This window comes from Domibacillus enclensis, from assembly GCF_900156125.1.
Classification (GTDB): domain Bacteria; phylum Bacillota; class Bacilli; order Bacillales; family Domibacillaceae; genus Domibacillus; species Domibacillus enclensis.
On sequence record NZ_FTLX01000017.1, the window covers coordinates 1 to 17,194 of the forward strand.

The window sequence follows — 17,194 nt, forward strand, 5'->3', positions numbered from 1 at the left end:
CCGCCATTTTTATATGGCTCAGTAGCTCAGTTGGTAGAGCAAAGGACTGAAAATCCTTGTGTCGGCGGTTCGATTCCGTCCTGAGCCACCATTTTAAACACCATGCGGGTGTAGTTTAATGGTAAAACCTCAGCCTTCCAAGCTGATGTCGTGGGTTCGATTCCCATCACCCGCTCCATTATTATTTAATAGTGGGCCTGTAGCTCAGCTGGTTAGAGCGCACGCCTGATAAGCGTGAGGTCGATGGTTCGAGTCCATTCAGGCCCATTTTTTATATGATTTTTTGGAGGGGTAGCGAAGTGGCTAAACGCGGCGGACTGTAAATCCGCTCCTTCGGGTTCGGCAGTTCGAATCTGCCCCCCTCCACCAGTTCTTCTTACAGGGGCATAGTTTAAAGGTAGAACTGAGGTCTCCAAAACCTCCAGTGTGGGTTCGATTCCTACTGCCCCTGCCAATGAACAGTTGAATAAGATTATGGCGGTCGTGGCGAAGTGGTGAACGCATCGGATTGTGGCTCCGACACTCGGGGGTTCGATTCCCCTCGATCGCCCCATTTTCTTAATTGGGCTATAGCCAAGCGGTAAGGCAACGGACTTTGACTCCGTCATGCGAAGGTTCGAATCCTTCTAGCCCAGCCATTTTTATATTGCGGGTGTGGCGGAATTGGCAGACGCACCAGACTTAGGATCTGGCGCCGCAAGGCGTGGGGGTTCAAGTCCCTTCACCCGCATCTTTTATTTTACTGTCATCTCTGCCGGCGTGGCGGAATTGGCAGACGCGCTGGACTCAAAATCCAGTTCCTTCACGGGAGTGCCGGTTCGACCCCGGCCGCCGGTATCAGCAAAATCAGCCATTTCGATTCACTCGAAATGGCTGGTTTTTTATTTGGGTGTAAAACCTAAAATGAAAAAAAGCAGCTGTTCCTTCTCAAAGGAAACAGCTGCTTTTTTTGTTGTTATACGGTTAATGAGTCAAGAAGCTCGTTAATGTTTTTTCCTTCGTATCCCAAATCGTTGGCAACCGCTTCAAATGTAACGTGGCCTCCATACGTGTTCACGCCGCGTTCAAGAGCCGGATTTTGCTTAATGGCTTGCTCAAATCCTTTGTTGGCGATTTGAAGCGCATAAGGCACTGTTACGTTTGTTAAGGCAATCGTTGATGTGCGCGGAACAGCTCCCGGCATGTTCGCCACTGCATAGTGGACGACACCGTGCTTTTCATACGTTGGATCAGTATGAGTAGTAATACGGTCCACTGTTTCAAAAATACCACCCTGGTCAATCGCTACGTCTACAATTACCGATCCAGGAGACATGGACTTAACCATTTCTTCTGTTACAAGCTTTGGCGCTTTGGCACCTGGAATTAAAACGGCCCCGATGACGAGATCGGATTCTTTAACGGATTCGGCAATATTCAACGGGCTGGACATAAGCGTTTGAACACTTGCACCAAAAATTTCTTCAAGCTGGCGAAGGCGATCGGCGCTCAAATCGATAATGGTGACATCTGCTCCCAGTCCAACGGCGATGCGTGCAGCGTTAGTTCCTACCATTCCGCCACCAATAACTGTGACACGGCTGCGCTTCACTCCGGGTACGCCACCAAGAAGGACGCCTTTGCCGCCATTGTTTTTTTCTAAAAATTGGGCGCCGATTTGAGTAGACATCCGGCCGGCAACCTCGCTCATAGGGGATAGCAGCGGAAGTGTTCCGTTGACTGTGACCGTCTCATACGCGATCCCCGTTACTTCGCTGTCCACAAGTGCTTTCGTCAAGGCTGGCTCAGCGGCAAGATGTAAATAGGTGAAAAGCAAAAGATCCTTGCGGAAGTATTGATATTCAGAAGCAAGCGGCTCTTTTACTTTCATGATCATCTCGGCACGGCCCCATACATCTTTGGCCGATTCAATTACTTGAGCACCGTACTTTGTGTATTCTTCGTCTGTAAAGCCGCTTCCCAGTCCTGCTCCTTTTTCGATCATCACGTCGTGTCCTGCATTGATTAACGTCGCGACCCCTGAAGGTGTAATAGCTACACGGTTCTCATTGTTTTTGATCTCAGCTGGAATCCCAATTAACATCTCGATCATCCTCTCGTGGTTGTTGACTTTATTGTAGGAGAAAAATGAGGGAATGACATCGTTTTGATTGTTAAAAAAAAGAAAGTTCATTTGTGGAAAATCACAAAAAGGGATGAAAATTTAAAATATAGGTAGCGTTTTCTTTGCTTTTATTATAAGGATAAATTGCCATGGTGAACAGTAATCTGCTTCTGTGTATATTTATCGAAAATCAATGAAAAACATTGTGAGAAAATCTAACAGGGTTACTGGAGGCCAGAACCCTGATTTAATGTAACCCGGTGATAAGAGCGATATACATCGAAAGAACAACCATCATGCTCATAAAAAAGGTCATACTGGCCGCTTTTTTGGTCCAGGACCAAAAGGAGAGGGCGAAGAAAAGAACAGCTGTGAGAGAAAACAATGTGCTCATGGACGACCACCCAAATTGAACAGGGTTACCTGGCGGTACGGCACCGCTGTAAAAATAAGCAAACAAAGGCGAGTACATTCCTTCACTTGACGCGTGAGGAGGCTCCTGCTGACCGAGAAAAGCCGTTGTAGCAAAAAGGAAAAGGAGCACGATGCTTTCCGCTTTGATCCATGGTCTTGGGTCAAATTCTTTTTGCTTATGAAGCTTTTTTTTCATTAACGTGCTGTTGATAAAAGCAAAAACGAAAATGGGCAGCAAAAACAAATGCTTGATTAGCAATGCCTGCCCATAGTTAATGGGCCACGCATCAACATACTCGGAGACGTCCATAATTACTGTCATCATGAAAAAGCCCGAAATCATCGTCAGCCCAAAACAGATTGCTGCTACAGGAGAAAACCACTTTAAAAAAGCAGGCCAGTTGGCATAGTCCTTTGAAAACCAGCCGACAATAATCAAAACACCGGTCCAGATCGAAACGGCAGTAAAGTGGAGGGAATGAAAAAGAAAACCTGTCCATTCGGTTAAAGAAGCAGCATGACTTGACCAGCCGATCGAAAACAACAGCACAACCGTGAAGATAAGCGCACCAACCGTAAACCGTTTTTCCTTTAAAACGGGGAAGGTAAACAAGTATAAAGCGAAAAACACTGCTACCGCAAAGGTGAATGCCCACGCTTTGCCGATCGTAAAGGTGAAAATAACGGACTGGGCAAGTATGGACAAATCATTTCCCTGTGAAAGTGACAAAATAAGCACCAACACGGGCGTAAAAGCAAAGAGTGCAACGCCTGCTATAGCGGCATAAAGCCACCGCTCCTGAATCAGGATCGATGGCTTTTTATTAAAAGGAAGCAGCTGGAGAAGGAAAGCGCCCATTAAAAAGGAAAAACAGCTGTATAAAAGGACTTCTGTTATATAAAGGACAGCCATTATTTTTTTCCTTTTCGCATTAAGATAATCGCTGCGATCAGTGCTGCGGCCACAATAAGACCAAGCACGATCGGCATGGAGCCGGCAGTCGATATTGATTCTTCCTGTACATCAGCGGGCGCGTCCTCAGCTGCTGCCGGGCTTTCTTCTACTGGTTCTGGCTCATCCGCTTCAGGGGCCTGTTCAACTGAAACCGTAAAACCAAAAGTGCCTTCAATTAAATGACCATCCTCGCCTATAATGCGCCAGTCAACCGTATAGGCACCGTTTTCGAGAGGTGCTGCGGCTGTACCGCTTAACACGTTGTCCGTTACCGCAAGATTTTCCACTGCTACGTCACCAGACTCGCTGTTCAGTGTAAAACTGCTACCGTTTTCGATGACCGTCTCGAACGTCAGAATAATATCCTGTAGGGGCTCCGTAATGGTTGCGCCGTCTTCAGGAGAAGAACTTTCCAACCCGGTATGAGCGGATACGGAAGACGAAAAAAGAAATAATAAGCTGAAAAGAAATAAATATGTTTTTTTCACCGATCTTCACCTCTGTTTTAAAATCATTCATTCACACTATATCATTGTTAAAAAGCAAACGGATGAAAACGGGTGTTAGATCACAAATGTGTCAAAAAATATCGAAAAAGCACACAAACACTTCACAAAAAGAGTAAGGCATACGGAAATGGGGAAGTAAGAGTAAAAAGGCGAAATAGGAAAGGAACAATCCATGCGTATTCCATTTGATCAAATTTCAGCTGTTTCACTGATCCGTCTCCTCGGTCCAGACCGTCCATTTATAACAGGCATTACATATAATTCTGAGCATGTGAAACCGCAGTTTGCTTTTGTGGCGATTATTGGCGAAAACACGGATGGCCATACGTATGTAAACCAGGCGATAGAAGCCGGAGCCTCTGTCATTATAGGCACAGATGAATATATCCTCATTCAGGCTTCAAAGCGGTTTCCAGACGTTACCTTCGCCGTAGTGGAGGACGCGAGAGAAGCAATGGCGCATATTTCAAGCTATTTTTACGGGAATATTCAAGAGCGTCTCATTAAAGTAGGAGTAACCGGGACAAATGGAAAAACGACTGTTGCCACATATGTACAGCACCTCTTTAATCTGCTTCATATTCCATGTGGCATGCTTGGAACAACAGGGATATGGAAATCAGATGAAAAAATGAATATTCATAAAAGCACGCCAACGACACCGATGTCTGTCGATATTCATCACATTTTTCACGAATTGCACCGGACCCATCACGAAGCGGCAGCGATGGAGGTCTCTTCTATTGCCCTGGATCAAAAAAGGGTGGCAGGCATTCAATTTGATATTGCCATTCACACAAATTTGTCCGAGGAGCATCTGGAGTACCATAAAACGATGGAGCACTACAAGGCATCAAAGCTTCTTTTATTCCAGCAGGCCTCCGTCAGTATCGTGAACCTCGATGATTCGGGTCTGGCTGAGGACATTCTACAGTCGGCGTCGAACAGAGTGATCACATACAGCCAGAACCTGCAGTCGGAAGCTGATTTAATTTGGACAAACTGTCATCACTATGAAAAAGGCATGATGTTTACTGTTTATTATGAAGGGGAAAAATATACGGTCTCTGTGCCGCTCTATGGAGAACACAATGCAGGGAATTTAACAGCCGCTATTGCCTCCGCATTGTCACTCGGCATCAGCATGGAGGAAATCGTTTCGGTTCTGCCGGAGATGAAGCAGGCGGAGGGACGGTTCCAGGTGATTCATGCACCGGACAACCGGAAAGTGGTGATTGACTACGCTCATACGCCTGTTGCGCTTGACCAGATTTTGAAAGAGGTCCGCCATATTCCTCACAACCGGCTGATTGCCATGATTGCAGGCATTGGTATCCGCGATTTCGGAAAAATGCCGAAAATGGCCCGTGCCGCTCAAGGAAAAGCGGATACGGTTGTTGTCACAGTGGATCATCCGGGAGATCATGAGCCTAACGACATTATTCGACAAGTATTAAGTGGATTTCATCAGCCAAAGGAACAGGTGATAACGGCGGAAACGAGAAAAGAAGGGGTTATCAAAGCGCTTCAGGAAAGCGGTCCGAATGACATTATCCTGCTGACAAGCGGCTGCATTAACGGCTGCCAGATTGTAAAAGGACGACACATTCCCCATTCTGATGAAAACATTGTTCAAGCGTTTTTCCAAAAACCGAAAAAACTGCTTCTGCCTCAGGAAGAAACAACGATGCCTACAGCGATGCCAACGATTTAACAAGGACAAAAGCCCATCCTTCGTGGGCTTTTTTTGCGGAAATTATCGAATAAGAGAGAATAAAAAAATTTCCCATTTTTAAAGGGAACGGAGGCGTTGGTGAAGAATACATGGTGAAGAGAAGGGGCTGTTTAAAAAGCTTTGCAGCAGAATGAGCTTCATTCCTTGTGTATGCACAAGGAGATGAGGGCACACTATATTAAAAACAAAAAGGAGAATGAAAAAATGGCGAAACAACGATGCGTAGCAATGCTCTTAGCGGGTGGAAAAGGAAGCAGATTAAAGGAATTAACAGAAAATGTGGCCAAGCCGGCAGTGCCGTTTGGCGGGAAATACCGCATTGTTGATTTTCCTTTGTCCAATTGCGCTAATTCTGGCATTCATACGGTCGGTGTATTAACGCAATACCAGCCGCTTGTTTTAAATACATATATCGGTAACGGAAGTGCGTGGGATCTCGATCGAAGCAAGGGTGGCGTTACCGTATTACCACCTTATGCAAGCGCTTCAGACGTAAATTGGTATACAGGAACGGCCAGTGCCATTTATCAAAACCTTCACTATCTCAAGCAATACGAGCCAGAACATGTCTTGATTTTATCAGGTGATCATATTTATAAAATGGATTACGATCTTATGCTTAACTACCATATTGAAAAAGGAGCGGACGCGACCATCTCTGTAATGGAGGTTCCGTGGGAGGAAGCCAGCCGGTTTGGCATTATGAATACGGACGAGCTGTTTCACGTAACGCGCTTTGACGAAAAGCCGGCTCATCCCGAAAGCAATCTGGCATCTATGGGCGTTTATATCTTTAAATGGGCAGTGCTGAAAGAGTATTTGGAGCTGGATGCAAGCAATCCGGATTCTTCAAATGATTTCGGGAAGGATGTCATACCCGCGATGCTTAAAGATCAGCAAAATCTCGTGGCCTACCCGTTTCAAGGCTATTGGAAGGATGTCGGCACGGTCAAGAGCTTATGGGAAGCCAATATGGATTTATTAGAAAGCGGCCATCAGCTGGATTTGTACGATAAAAGCTGGCCTATTTATTCGGTAAACGGCAATTTCCCGCCGCAAGTAACGGGTCCGAATGCCGTCGTCCAGCATTCTATTATCAATGAGGGCTGTCTTGTCGACGGGGAAATCCAGCATTCGGTCCTGTCGCAAGGTGTAACAGTAGCCAAAAACGCTTTGATAAAGGATTCTGTGATCATGCCGAATGTGGAAATTGGAACAGGGGCGTACATTGAACGGTCCATTGTGATGGAAGGGGTGTATGTGCCGGATCATACAGTCATATACAACGATTCGGACGACGTGCTTTTAATTACACAAGCGTTTTTAATGAATAATCTTCAAACAAAAGCGACTGTATGAAAAGGAAAAAGCTGCTCGGGCATTTAACGCCTGAAGCAGCTTTTTTTCGGTTCAAGAGCCCGTCCGCCGATAAGCCCCCGGAGATGTACCGTATTTTTTTCTAAATACTTTATGAAAATATGGATAAGAGCCAAAACCGCATTCTTCAGCGATTCGTTCGAGTGTCATTGTCGTGTAGGTCATCCGGTCAATGGCGGAGGAAAGGCGGATTTCCTGTGCATATTCAAGCATTGTTTTTCCGGTGCTGCTTTTGAAAAGGTGTACGGACCGAGACACACTCAAACCGGCACGGCGCGCAACATCCTCTACTTTAAACGTGCTGAGCGCATGCTCTTCAATATACCGCATCATTCGTGTGACTGCATAGGGCCTTGTGGCATCAATGTTTGTTTCGTTGACTGCCCGTTCAATGTAAAAGCATAACGACTGCAGCAGTGCATGTGAAAGCTCCTTGCTTTTACTGGTGGAGGGCCGGCGCTCTTCGATAATAATGCTTCGCCAGAGGGAAATCAGATTTTCATCGACGCCAATATGAGAACGGGCGGGCTTCGGAGAACGTCCCCACCATTCATCAAGCCAGTCCCCATCGCACATGAGGTAATAGTCGCCGCTGTCCTGATGCTCTTTTATAAACAGCTCATAATGATCTTCAGGGTGGATCATGAGCAGGTCGCCCTGTTTAATGGTGTAGGTCTTGCCGTTTACTTTTGCTTCACAGGCGCCTTCTGTCTGCAGGCGAAGAATGTATTCAGAAAAACCCGGCTTGTGCTGATGATAAACCCGCTGTGTGTGATACGCATATCCGCATACGTAAATATTTAATGTCACCTGGTCACCAACTTTTTGACTTAATAGCAAAATCGTACATGTTTCGATTATATCATTTATGTTTATTTTAACATGCCTGTTATATGATGTAGTCAAATTCATCAGGCGAAAAAAAGCGTCAGCGGCTCTTTTTGAGAGCGATTTCAAAGGCGGTTTGTTTTTCGGCTGAATGCGAATGTAAAGGAGAATGAAAAATGAGTACATTAAAAGCAGCCATCATCGGATGCGGAAGCATTGCTGAAAAGCGCCACATTCCGGAATACGCGGCAAACAAACAAGTGGAGATCGTGGCAGTATGCGATATCGTAGGAGAGCGGGCAGAGAAAATGGCCAGCCAGTACGGTGCTAAAGCGTACACGGATTATAATGAGATCATGCAATTAGCAGATGTAGATGTTGTGAGTGTTTGTCTTCCGAACAATCTTCATGCGCCGGTTTCGATTGCAGCTCTTCAAGCCGGCAAGCATGTGTTATGTGAAAAGCCGATGGCGACGTCAAAAGAAGAGGCGGAAGCGATGATTGAAGCAGCCCGTGTGAGTGGCAAAACGTTAATGATTGCCCACAATCAACGGTTCGTTGCCTCTCACCGAAAGGCGAAAGAGATTCTGGACGGCGGCAAGTTAGGCAAAATCTACAGCTTTAAAACAACATTCGGCCATCCCGGACCGGAAGCATGGAGCGTGGACGGGGCAGACAGCTGGTTCTTCAACAAAGAGCAGGCCTTTATCGGCGCAATGGGCGATCTTGGCGTTCACAAATCCGATTTGATGCGCTATTTACTGGGCGAGTTTTCCGAAGTGGGCGCCTTTATTGAAACCAATGCAAAGCAAAATACCGATGTGGATGATAACGCTGTGTGTATTTTGCGGACAGAAAGCGGCATTATTGGCACACTGGCCGCAAGCTGGGCTTATACAGCGGGCAGCGGTGACAATTCAACGATTATTTACGGTGAAAACGGCACACTGAAGCTCGAGGCCGACCCCGAGTATTCACTCATTGAGGAATACCGTACAGGAGAAGTCATCAAGCACCAGCTCGGAAAGATTCAAACAAATGACGAAGGCGGTCAAACAACAACGCATGTCATCGACCATTTTGTTGAAAGTATTTTAAAGCAAAAAGCACCGCTTATTACCGGCGAAGAGGGCTACAAGTCCCTTCAAGTTATTTTAGGCGCGCTTGAATCACAGGAAACCAAACAAATTATTTCATTAAAGCAGCAAGTAACAGCTCAATAACAAGAAAAGGGCATTTTTTATGCCCTTTTTCTGACTTTTGGAAAGTTTGTTCAATAATCAGTGTTGTTTTGCGTTTCAGGCAAAAAAGCTGGATGTTGTTAAACGGAAGGAATAAAATGTACTTATTTTCAATACACTGCGCGGAAGGGGTCCTTATTTTCATCAATGATCGATTGTCATCATAATGGAAAAGATGAAAATGTGTAGAAAGAAGGGAATCAAAACGTGCATAGCTTAAGATGGATTTGGACGTATATGCGGGAATACAAAAAAGGTGTATTCGTCGGCTTTTTGCTTGTCCTGATCGTTGCCGGTCTCAATATGCTGAATCCGTATTTTTCAGGCAGAATTGTGGATGATGTCATTTACGGAGGAGATATGCCGCTTCTTTGGGTGCTGATTGGATTTATGATAGCGGTTACGATGGTGAAAACGGTCATTCGCTACAGTTTCCAGCTGCTGTTCGAGCGCATATCGCAGCAGATTGTTTTTACGATTCGTAAACAGCTGTATGAACGGCTGAATGAACTCGATTTCCGATTTTATGACCGGACGAAAACCGGCGATATTATGGCACGGATGACTGGAGACATGGAGGCGGTCCGCCATTTCACGGCCTGGACCACCTATATGATTGTGGAAAATGCGGCTGTTTTATTGTTTGCTATTCTTTTTATGTTCAGTATTCATGCGCCGTTAACACTGGCTATGCTGGCTGTGACGCCCGTGATCGGTTTTTTTGCCTACAGAATGAGCAGTGAGGTGCGCCCGACCTTTTCAGAAATCCGCGCGCAGTTCGCACGCCTGAATTCCGTCGTGCAGGAAAACATTAGCGGTAACCGGGTCGTGAAAGCTTTTGCCAAGGAAGAATATGAGATCGATAAGTTTTCAGCAGAGAACAATGCCTTTAAAGAAAAGAATATTCAATCTGCTCGGGTATGGGAAAAGTACTTGCCGGTGCTGGATTCACTTGCTGGTGTTTTGCTGGTGGTCATGATTCTGGCCGGGGGCTGGATGGTCATCAGAGGCTCGCTGACCATTGGGGAGCTTGTGATTTTTAATTCTTTAATTTGGGCACTGAATAATCCGATGCGGATGGCGGGCTGGCTCATTAATGATGTACAGCGGTTTATTGCATCGGCAGAAAAGATTGAAGATTTGCTCAATGAGCAGCCGGCTATTAGGAGGCAGGAGCAGAAGAAGGCTGCCGCTTCAACTGACTGTTCCGTTCAATTTGAGGATGTGACGTTTCAGTATGAGGATGAACCGGTGCTTTCAAATATTACGTTTGGCGTAAAGCCGGGTCAGACAGTGGCGATTGTCGGGCCTACGGGTGCCGGAAAGTCTACAATCGTGAATTTGCTTTGCCGGTTTTATGATGCGGACAGCGGAGACGTGATTGTCGAAGGAGCGAATGTAAAGGAATGGGATGTCCGCTCGCTTCGGAAGCACACCGCGATGGTCATGCAGGATATCTTTTTATTCTCGGATACAATTGAAGGAAATATCGCGTACGGTGTACCGGACGCAGCCATCGAACGTATACAGGACGCGGCGGTAAAAGCGGAAGCACATGGCTTCATTTCCAAGCTTCCTGAAGGCTACGACACCATTATTGGTGAACGCGGAGTTGGGTTGTCAGGAGGGCAGAGACAGCGTATTTCACTGGCACGGGCACTGTTAAAGGATGCCCCGATTTTAATTTTGGATGACACCACGTCGGCTGTTGATTTGGAAACGGAGATGCGGATACAGAGAACCCTTCAATCGGTTCTCCGGGAAAAAACGTGCTTTATCATTGCGCACCGGATTTCATCTGTCAAAGAAGCGGATCTCATTCTCGTGCTCGAACACGGAAGAATTGTAGAGCGGGGACGTCACGAGGATCTGCTGAAGAGGAAAGGGCGTTATTATAACGTCTTTAAAAATCAATTTGGTGATTTTGACGGGCACCAAATCGGCAAGGAAGTGATGTAAATGGCGCGCAATAAATTTAATGTGGATGAAGAGCTTGAGTCGACCTTTGACATCAACCAGCTGAAGCGAATGGTGGGCTACCTGCAACCTTTTAAAACGAAGATCTTTTTCACCGTTTTTCTTATGCTTGTGGCAAGCGGGGCGGCGCTTTCGGGTCCTTATTTAATTAAGGTCGCGATTGACGATAAGATTCCCAATGGAGATGTTGGCGGACTCGCGCTGCTTGCCGGTTTTTATTTAGCTGCGATTACGGTAACCGGTATTTGTTTGAAATATCGAATTCGCATGATGTCTCAAATAGGGCAGAGTGTTATTTTGGAGCTGCGAAAAGATTTGTTTTCTCATTTGCAGACCTTGTCTTTTTCCTATTATGACAGCCGTCCGCATGGAAAGATTTTAGTGCGGGTAGTGAATTATGTGAACTCGTTAAGTGATTTGCTGTCCAATGGCATCATTAACGTCATTACTGATTTATTCAGTGTGCTGGTCATCATCGGGTTTATGCTGGCCATTGATGTGAAGCTGACTCTCGCCGCTCTGGCAGGATTTCCGTTTTTAATCGGTTTTATTTTTCTTATTAAAAATGCTCAGCGAAAAGCATGGCAGCAGCTCAGCAACAAGCAGTCCAACATGAACGCCTACATTCACGAAAGCGTCAATGGCATGAAGGTAACTCAGGCATTTGCGCGGGAAAAAGAAAATGAGCAGATCTTCTATGAAGTATCGGACAGCTACCGGTCGGCCTGGTTGAGAGGCGTAAAGATTCAATTTTCACTCTGGCCGGTCATTGAAAACATTTCTGTTATTACCGTTTCATTTGTATATGTAACGGGGATTTTCTGGCTGAACGGCAGTGTAACAGCAGGGGAGCTGGTCGCTTTCATCGGCTACATTTGGATGTTTTGGCAGCCGCTGGCGAATATCGGCAACTTCTACAATGCGATTATTAATGCGATGGCGTATTTAGAGAGGATTTTTGAAACGATTGACGAACAACCATCTATTCAGAACGCGCCAGATGCCAAAATCCTTCCGCCTGTAAAGGGGAGTGTCCAGTTTGACGATGTAGTATTTGGCTACGAAGGCGAAAAGGTTATTCTTGATCAAATGAATTTCACAGTAAAGCCAGGGGAAACAATCGCGCTTGTTGGGGCAACAGGATCAGGCAAAACAACAATCGTCAGCTTGCTTAGCCGGTTTTATGATACGAACAGCGGCGCGGTCAAGGTGGATGGAACGGATATTAAAACCGTTACCCTCTCGTCACTCCGCAGCCAAATGGGTGTGATGCTTCAGGACCCGTTTATTTTTTCCGGCACAATTATGGACAACATCCGGTACGGGCGTCTTGATGCAACTGATGAGGAAGTGGTGGCAGCATCAAAGGCCGTTCAGGCGCATTCATTTATATGTGAAATGGAGAACGGGTACGAAACAGAAGTGAATGAGCGCGGAACACGTCTTTCTTCCGGACAGCGCCAATTAATTTCCTTTGCGCGCGCGCTTCTCGCTGATCCGAAAATTTTGATTTTGGATGAAGCGACGTCCAGCATCGATACGGAAACAGAGCTGGCGCTTCAAAAGGGGCTGGAGCAGCTTTTAGCCGGCCGGACATCCTTTATTATTGCGCACAGGCTGTCAACGATTCAAAATGCCACACGAATCTTCGTGATTGACGGGGGCGAAATTGTAGAAGAAGGCACTCATAACGAATTAATGAACCAGAGAGGTGCGTATGCTAAGCTGTATCAGTCTCAGCGGCGCGCTCTGCAGGTAGGATAAGGAGATGGAGCAATGAATATTGGCATGATTGGTACGGGAGGATTCAGCAAAAAGCACGCAGATATTTTTACCGCCATGGAGGATGTGAAGCTGCAGGCTGTGTGTGGAACGAGCCGGGAGAAAGCGGCGGCTTTTGCCGCTCAGTACGGCGGAGGCTCAGCGTATGACCAGGTGGCTGATATGCTGGAGCAGGAAAAGCTGGATGCTGTCTATATTTGTGTGCCGCCCTTTGCACATGGGGACACGGAGCAGCAGCTGATTGAACGCGGCATTCCATTTTTTATTGAAAAACCGCTGGCTGTCCATTTGAACGTGCCGAATGACATCCTTCATTCTTTACGAAAAAACAACGTCATTACCTCTGTCGGCTATCATTTTCGCTACCGTGACACAGTAGCGTCTTTGAAAAAAGAGCTGGAGAATCATACAGTCGGTATGGTAACCGGCGGCTGGATGGGATCAATGCCGCTCGTACCGTGGTGGCGAAACCGGGACACATCCGGAGGCCAGTTTGTCGAACAGACGACTCATTTAATTGATTTAGTCCGCTTTACGCTTGGTGAGGTGGACGAAGTATTTGCCATGGAAGCAAACAGAGTCATGGCCGGTCAGCACGAAAATGTAACAGTCGCTGATGTGGGGGCCGCTGTGTTGAAAATGAAAAGTGGCGTCATTGTTCAACTATCCAATACGTGCCTGCTGCCGGAAGGAGTGTCAGAGGTGGGCATCCGCTACTTCCACAGCGGCGGCATGATCCATGTAGACATGAACAGCCTGACCATTTGCGGTCCGTCCGAGGAAAGAAAAGAAACCGAAGCAGCCAATCCGTATGTACGGGAAAATGAAGCGTTCCTTCATGCCGCCCGCACAGGGGATACGTCGCGTATTTTATCCAGCTATGAAGATGCGTGGAGGACACAGGAAATAACCGACGCGATCATGAAGTCGGCTGAAAGCAAAAAAGCGATTCAATTAGGAGGAAATTGACGGTGTTTACGAAAGAAGACCGGATTGTATTTATTGGAGACAGCATTACCGATTGCGGGAGACGAGCGGAGCCGGAAGAAATAGGAGATGGCTATGTACGGCTGTTGAGAGATCATTTTATCTGTGATTCTCCGGCAAATGCGCCGGTCATCATCAACAAAGGCATTGGCGGAAACCGGGTAACGGATCTGGCGGAACGATGGGGACAGGATGTGTTGCGTGAGCAGCCGACGGTGCTGTCGATTTCAATTGGGATTAACGATGTATGGCGGCAGCTTGACTCACAGGGAATGGACCAAATATTGCCCGGGAAATTCGAAACGGTATACCGTGCTTTGCTGGATCAATCCTCCGGTATTCGACTGATTCTCATGGAACCAACCGTAATAGAAGAAGATCCGTGGTCAAAAGGAAATGAATTGCTGAAGCCTTACGTGGACATTGTTCACAAGCTCGCCGAAGAATACAATGCGCAGCTTGTGCCGACCCATCAGGCGTTTCTCAATTATTTAAAAGAAGGCAGCGGCCACAAGCTGACGACAGACGGTGTGCATATGACATCGACCGGAAACATGCTGATGGCGCGTACCTGGATATCAGCGGTTCAATAAAAAAGGAGGATCTGCGTAATGGCAGATCCTTTTTTTGATGGCCGGAAAAAGAAACAACTGGACTGAAATGAGGCGATGAAGAACTGAATACCTGTTTTTCCGGTCAATCCATGATGCAATCCGTTCACTTGCTCGGTAAAATCTCAATTTCTACTCCGAAATGATCTGACACAATGAGCTTGTTGTGTCCGTTGAAAACGACGTTTGATGACAGGACATGAATAGGCTGATTAACGAAGATGTAATCGATTCTCAAGTCGTCTGTATTCCCGTTCCATCCATCAATCCTGCCCTTTACGGTAACTCCTTCATCCTTTTCGGAAGCTAATGTGTACGTATCGAAAAATCCAGCTTCCAGCACATACTCATAATTTTCCCCGCGAACAGATGGGGCGCCGTTAAAGTCCCCCATTAAAAATGAACACTCATCATGAACGGCTCGCTCGAGCAAACGGTCCAGCTGTTTTTTTGCTGGCTCTTCTTTATCCTGCCACCAGCCGAGATGACAAGAGTAGAAGGAAACGGGCTTGCCGTTTAGCTCAATAACAGCTTTGACGATTTTACGGGTTTTCCAATTTCGCACATCCTGCTGATCGGTAATGAAAAAAGAATCTTGGCTGATCACGGGATGTGCCGTCACAATCGCAACTCCTTCTTCATAAATGTCATAGCCGAAGTGGCACAGGTCCCATATATAAGTGTACGCTGTCTGTCCGAGAGCGTGAAGCTTTTCAACGAGCAGCTTGGCGTAATTTTCGCGGCCTGCTTCCTCAGACTGGCTTACTTCCTGCAAGGCGATTACATCATACCCATTATCAACAATCGCAGCAGCCAAAAGATCAAGCTTCTCGAGCGGGTTTTCTTCCTGCCAGGAGTGGCAGTTCAACGTTAATAATTTCATTTGTTCACACACCTAAATAGTCCTGTATATCTGATTTAATGACGTCTGCCTTCGGACCATAAATGGCTTGAACGCCTTTGTCTTTTAAAATAAGACCGAGAGCGCCGGTTTTTTTCCAGTCTGCCTCTGCCGATACTTTCTTTACATCTTTTACTGTGACTCGAAGCCTTGTCATGCAGGCATCTACATCTTCAATGTTTTCAGTGCCGCCGAGCAGTCCGACGATTGCAGAAGCGACGTTGCCTTCAGCGTCAGGTGCAGACCCGGATGCTGGAGTGGCTTGTGGGGAAACGTTTTCTTCTTCATCCGTATAATTTCCTGCTCGTCCAGGCGTCGGGAAATTAAACTTTTTAATCAGTACGTTTGCAACGGTGAAATTCAAGGCGAAGAACACCGCACATGTTACGATAAAGTTGATGATATCACGTGTCAGGCCAGCTTTTGCTGCCATCGGAATACGTGTTAAAAACTCGATCAACCCGAATGAATGCAGGCGCAGATTAATTAAATCCGCTGCCGCAAAGCTCAGTCCAGTCAACACTGCGTACACGATATATAAAAGAGGCGCCGCAAACATAAACATAAATTCAATCGGTTCGGTGACACCAGTTAAAAAGACAGCTAAGCCAGCAGATAAAAACATCGGCTTGTACTTAGCGCGCTTATCTTTATCGACATTTTTGTACATAGCGAACGCAATTCCAACAAGTGATGCAGTTGAGATAATCATCTGGCCGACTTTAAATCGTGCAGGTGTAACGTCAGCAAGAAGTGCATTATAAGCTGTCATGTCACCAGCGGCTTTTAAGTTATTCAAATCCGCTGCCCATGCAAGCCAAAGCGGATCTTGTCCTGCGACAACCTGTCCGGCTGCAGCGCCTGTCAGCATCGTATATGTGCCGCCAAGTTCTGTGTAATTAATCGGAACGGTCAGCATATGATGCAGGCCGAATGGCAATAATAACCGCTCAAGAGTTCCAAATACAAACGGAGCAATGATCGGTGCGGTGTCTTTTGAAGTAGCAATCCATTTGCCGAAGTCGTTTAAAACACCCTGGATAGACGGCCAAACAGCCGCAAGCAAAAGAGCGATGGCAACGGACCAGATAATGACGACAAATGGTACAAAACGCTTGCCGTTAAAGAAAGCCAATGAGGCTGGCAGCTTGTTGAAATTATAATACTTGTTGAATATAACCGCGCCGGCAAAACCGGAAATAATTCCGATGAAAACGCCCATGTTCAGGGCGGGTGCACCAAGAACAGACGTAAAATAATCGCTTACAATTAATTCACTGCCAAAAATAGAGGAAACAGACGCTTCCGGATCATTCATCATGTCACCGGTAATGCCAAAAAGAGCACCAGTAATCCGATTGATCAAAACGAATGCGAGAAGAGCCGCAAAAGCGCCGCCTGCTCGTTCCTTTGCCCAAGAGCCTCCAATCGCCACAGCGAATAAAATATGCAAATTGCCGATGATCGCCCAGCCGATATCTTCCATCACATGAGCGATTACACCGATCATCGCCATATCACCGCCCATCATCGCGATAAGCTTTCCAACGGATATCATAATTCCGGCCGCCGGCATAACTGCGACGACAACAAGCAAGGCTTTCCCTAGCTTTTGCCAAAAATCAAAAGACATTAATTTCTTCACCTTTAAAACTCCTTTTTCTAGAAAGTAGATTGTTAAGCTAACTTAACGAAATCGTTTGCATAGATTTGATTCTAGTGAATCTGCTTTTATTTAGCAAGAGGGAATGATGAAAAAGTTTTATTTTAAAA

At 46.3% G+C, this 17,194-nt stretch carries 13 protein-coding genes and 9 tRNA genes; 16 read left to right on the plus strand and 6 right to left on the minus strand.

Translation table 11 applies throughout. The features are described 5' to 3' along the window. The first annotated feature begins 15 nt into the window (after window positions 1–15). From BW952_RS18750 to BW952_RS18790, 9 genes are all read left to right on the plus strand, one after another. A tRNA-Phe gene (locus tag BW952_RS18750) sits at window positions 16–91 on the plus strand. A 13-nt stretch (window positions 92–104) separates the two neighbouring features. Then, a tRNA-Gly gene (locus BW952_RS18755) sits at window positions 105–178 on the plus strand. A 15-nt stretch (window positions 179–193) separates the two neighbouring features. Beyond that, a tRNA-Ile gene (locus tag BW952_RS18760) sits at window positions 194–267 on the plus strand. An 18-nt stretch (window positions 268–285) separates the two neighbouring features. Continuing rightward, window positions 286–369, plus strand: a tRNA-Tyr gene (locus tag BW952_RS18765). A gap of 11 nt (window positions 370–380) precedes the next feature. Then, window positions 381–454 (plus strand) — tRNA-Trp (locus BW952_RS18770). A gap of 23 nt (window positions 455–477) precedes the next feature. Beyond that, window positions 478–553 (plus strand) — tRNA-His (locus tag BW952_RS18775). 10 nt (window positions 554–563) lie between these two features. Continuing rightward, window positions 564–638 (plus strand) — tRNA-Gln (locus tag BW952_RS18780). A 10-nt stretch (window positions 639–648) separates the two neighbouring features. Then, window positions 649–730 (plus strand) — tRNA-Leu (locus BW952_RS18785). 23 nt (window positions 731–753) lie between these two features. Further along, window positions 754–837 (plus strand) — tRNA-Leu (locus BW952_RS18790). Window positions 838–955: 118 nt separating this feature from the next. Here BW952_RS18790 and ald read toward each other — a convergent pair. The 3 genes from ald to BW952_RS18805 all read right to left on the minus strand — a co-directional run bounded on the left by ald (window position 956) and on the right by BW952_RS18805 (window position 3,961). Further along, entirely contained in the window at window positions 956–2,083 is a 1,128-nt protein-coding gene (gene ald, locus BW952_RS18795) for an alanine dehydrogenase (protein WP_045852028.1), read from the minus strand. Between the two features lie 268 nt (window positions 2,084–2,351). Further along, window positions 2,352–3,431 (minus strand): copper resistance D family protein, encoded by a 1,080-nt coding sequence (locus BW952_RS18800; RefSeq protein WP_045852029.1) that lies wholly within the window; start codon window positions 3,429–3,431, stop codon window positions 2,352–2,354. Beyond that, entirely contained in the window at window positions 3,431–3,961 is a 531-nt protein-coding gene (locus BW952_RS18805) for a copper resistance CopC family protein (RefSeq protein WP_052698521.1), read from the minus strand. The genes BW952_RS18800 and BW952_RS18805 overlap by 1 nt, the downstream gene beginning before the upstream one ends. 193 nt (window positions 3,962–4,154) lie before the next feature. On the opposite strand from BW952_RS18805, the gene BW952_RS18810 reads away from it, so the two are divergent. Both BW952_RS18810 and BW952_RS18815 read left to right on the plus strand, forming a co-directional pair. Next, a complete protein-coding gene (locus tag BW952_RS18810) occupies window positions 4,155–5,696 on the plus strand; it encodes a UDP-N-acetylmuramoyl-L-alanyl-D-glutamate--2,6-diaminopimelate ligase (RefSeq protein WP_045852030.1) in 1,542 nt (513 codons plus the stop codon). Between the two features lie 225 nt (window positions 5,697–5,921). Then, the gene (locus BW952_RS18815) at window positions 5,922–7,076 is read left to right on the plus strand and encodes a glucose-1-phosphate adenylyltransferase (protein ID WP_045852031.1); all 1,155 of its coding nucleotides are present in this window, start codon (window positions 5,922–5,924) and stop codon (window positions 7,074–7,076) included. Between the two features lie 51 nt (window positions 7,077–7,127). Here the strand turns inward: BW952_RS18815 and BW952_RS18820 are convergent, their stop codons facing one another. Beyond that, window positions 7,128–7,934, minus strand: coding sequence for a helix-turn-helix domain-containing protein (locus BW952_RS18820; RefSeq protein ID WP_231581477.1), 807 nt, complete (start codon window positions 7,932–7,934; stop codon window positions 7,128–7,130). Window positions 7,935–8,098: 164 nt separating this feature from the next. Between BW952_RS18820 and BW952_RS18825 the strand changes: the two genes are divergently transcribed. The 5 genes from BW952_RS18825 to BW952_RS18845 all read left to right on the plus strand — a co-directional run bounded on the left by BW952_RS18825 (window position 8,099) and on the right by BW952_RS18845 (window position 14,502). Continuing rightward, on the plus strand, window positions 8,099–9,145 hold the full coding sequence (locus tag BW952_RS18825; RefSeq protein ID WP_045852032.1) for a Gfo/Idh/MocA family protein: 1,047 nt from the start codon (window positions 8,099–8,101) through the stop codon (window positions 9,143–9,145). Between the two features lie 225 nt (window positions 9,146–9,370). After that, a complete protein-coding gene (locus BW952_RS18830; RefSeq protein ID WP_045852033.1) occupies window positions 9,371–11,122 on the plus strand; it encodes an ABC transporter ATP-binding protein in 1,752 nt (583 codons plus the stop codon). Beyond that, entirely contained in the window at window positions 11,123–12,904 is a 1,782-nt protein-coding gene (locus BW952_RS18835; RefSeq protein ID WP_045852034.1) for an ABC transporter ATP-binding protein, read from the plus strand. It begins immediately after the preceding gene. A gap of 12 nt (window positions 12,905–12,916) precedes the next feature. Next, window positions 12,917–13,891 carry a Gfo/Idh/MocA family protein gene (locus tag BW952_RS18840; protein WP_045852035.1) on the plus strand — a complete coding sequence of 325 codons (975 nt, stop codon included), beginning with the start codon at window positions 12,917–12,919 and terminating at the stop codon, window positions 13,889–13,891. A 2-nt stretch (window positions 13,892–13,893) separates the two neighbouring features. Further along, the gene (locus BW952_RS18845) at window positions 13,894–14,502 is read left to right on the plus strand and encodes an SGNH/GDSL hydrolase family protein (protein WP_045852036.1); all 609 of its coding nucleotides are present in this window, start codon (window positions 13,894–13,896) and stop codon (window positions 14,500–14,502) included. Window positions 14,503–14,626: 124 nt separating this feature from the next. Here BW952_RS18845 and BW952_RS18850 read toward each other — a convergent pair whose 3' ends face one another. Together BW952_RS18850 and BW952_RS18855 are read right to left on the minus strand one after the other, a co-directional pair. Then, window positions 14,627–15,403: an endonuclease/exonuclease/phosphatase family protein gene (locus BW952_RS18850; protein ID WP_045852037.1), complete on the minus strand. Its 777-nt coding sequence runs from the start codon at window positions 15,401–15,403 to the stop codon at window positions 14,627–14,629. Between the two features lie 4 nt (window positions 15,404–15,407). Beyond that, entirely contained in the window at window positions 15,408–17,066 is a 1,659-nt protein-coding gene (locus BW952_RS18855) for a PTS transporter subunit IIBC (RefSeq protein WP_045852038.1), read from the minus strand. Window positions 17,067–17,194 lie beyond the last annotated feature (128 nt).

What these genes read in the sequence shown, in the direction of transcription:
- ald (WP_045852028.1), bottom strand. Translation starts at nt 2,083, where the DNA reads ATGTTAATTGGGATTCCAGCTGAGATCAAAAACAATGAGAACCGTGTA.
- BW952_RS18800 (WP_045852029.1), bottom strand. Translation starts at nt 3,431, where the DNA reads ATGGCTGTCCTTTATATAACAGAAGTCCTTTTATACAGCTGTTTTTCC.
- BW952_RS18810 (WP_045852030.1), top strand. Translation starts at nt 4,155, where the DNA reads ATGCGTATTCCATTTGATCAAATTTCAGCTGTTTCACTGATCCGTCTC.
- BW952_RS18815 (WP_045852031.1), top strand. Translation starts at nt 5,922, where the DNA reads ATGGCGAAACAACGATGCGTAGCAATGCTCTTAGCGGGTGGAAAAGGA.
- BW952_RS18825 (WP_045852032.1), top strand. Translation starts at nt 8,099, where the DNA reads ATGAGTACATTAAAAGCAGCCATCATCGGATGCGGAAGCATTGCTGAA.
- BW952_RS18835 (WP_045852034.1), top strand. Translation starts at nt 11,123, where the DNA reads ATGGCGCGCAATAAATTTAATGTGGATGAAGAGCTTGAGTCGACCTTT.
- BW952_RS18840 (WP_045852035.1), top strand. Translation starts at nt 12,917, where the DNA reads ATGAATATTGGCATGATTGGTACGGGAGGATTCAGCAAAAAGCACGCA.
- BW952_RS18850 (WP_045852037.1), bottom strand. Translation starts at nt 15,403, where the DNA reads ATGAAATTATTAACGTTGAACTGCCACTCCTGGCAGGAAGAAAACCCG.